Here is a 1,299-nt window from a genome sequence, read left to right as displayed (position 1 = left end):
CCCTCACTGTAGAGACCGGTACATCCTTTACACATTAGACCGGGGACATCGTTTACACCTTTTACAGGCTTGATACGCGGTTGGCACCGCGCTCAAGCCTGCCTAAACAGAAGTTGCAAAGGTACAGCTCCCACACGTCATCAGCCACTTCCTTCAGCGCGATGTCCTCGCCGATCAGCGCCTCGCCCAAAAACATTCGTTGCCCCTTCCACTTGAACTCGCCGTTCGAACGAACCTTGCGTACCTCAACCTCAGGGCCATATTCGACCGCGGGCAAGTAGCCCGGATACGGGCGCAACGAAGGTCTGTATACGGAAGCCGGCGGTTTCATGCCCAGTGCGGTGTGTGGTCGATCATGGTTGAAGTCCTGAACGAACTCTTCAAAGGCCAGCTGCTGGCGTACGAGATTTTCCGCAGGTGTTCGCAGTACCGCTGCTTTGAGGGTGCGGTGCATCCGTTCGTGTCGACCGTTCTGGTCAGGACGCCCTGGTGTGATTGTCTCGATATGGATGCCATGCCTGATGAACCAGACGGACAGCTTCGACAGCCGCGCCAAACCGGTCGATGCGAAAGGCGCCCCGTTATCTGTGCGGATTACGTCCGGCAATCCAAACTCCCGGAAAGCCCATTCGAATCCCTGTCGCGTCGGCTCGCTGTGCGTGCCGGGCAGCGCCCGGCAGAGCAGCAGATAGCGGCTCATCTGATCGGTAATGGTCAGCGGATAGCACCAATTGCCGTCCTGCATCCTGAACTGCCCTTTGAAGTCGGCACACCAGGTCTGGTTGGGTTCATCGGCCGGGCGTAAATGCGTCGGAGCACGCGGGCGCAAAGGATAAGGGCGCCGCGCAATGACCAAGCCAGCCTTCTTCAACCACTCACCAGCAGTGCTCGCGGCCGGCCATGGGATCTGTGGATCGGACTTTCGCAGGCGATCAATGATCTGTTTGGGACCTCGATCCGGATGCTCGTTTTTCTTGGCCAGCAATGTGGCGATGATTTCATCCGGGGTTTGATGAGGGCAGTTCAAAGGCTTGCGGGATTGCTCTTTCAAGCCATCCACGCCGAGCGCTGCATACCGATCCAGCCATTTATCGACGGTTGGTCGGCTGATCCCATAACGCCGGCTCAATTGGCTCTTGGTGTAGCTGCCACTGAGCCAGTCACTGACTAATTTCACTCGTTGATCCATCGGGGACTCTTGATTCCAGGGCATGGTCAGCACCTCCTGACCATGATTGATACCTGTAAACCATGTCCCCGGTCTCAAACGTAAAGGATGTACCCGGTCTTTACCCACCC

The 1,299-nt window shown here is 57.1% G+C and carries 1 protein-coding gene; it reads right to left on the bottom strand.

The genetic code is table 11. From position 1 onward, the window contains the following. Nucleotides 1-61 precede the first annotated feature (61 nt). Nucleotides 62-1,213, bottom strand: coding sequence for an integrase core domain-containing protein (locus EIY71_RS28455; protein ID WP_085668264.1), 1,152 nt, complete (start codon nucleotides 1,211-1,213; stop codon nucleotides 62-64). Nucleotides 1,214-1,299: the final 86 nt, after the last annotated feature.

The organism is Pseudomonas sp. CH235 (genome assembly GCF_004368175.1).
GTDB lineage: Bacteria > Pseudomonadota > Gammaproteobacteria > Pseudomonadales > Pseudomonadaceae > Aquipseudomonas > Aquipseudomonas paraglycinae.
This window is presented reverse-complemented; position numbering and strand designations above follow the sequence as displayed.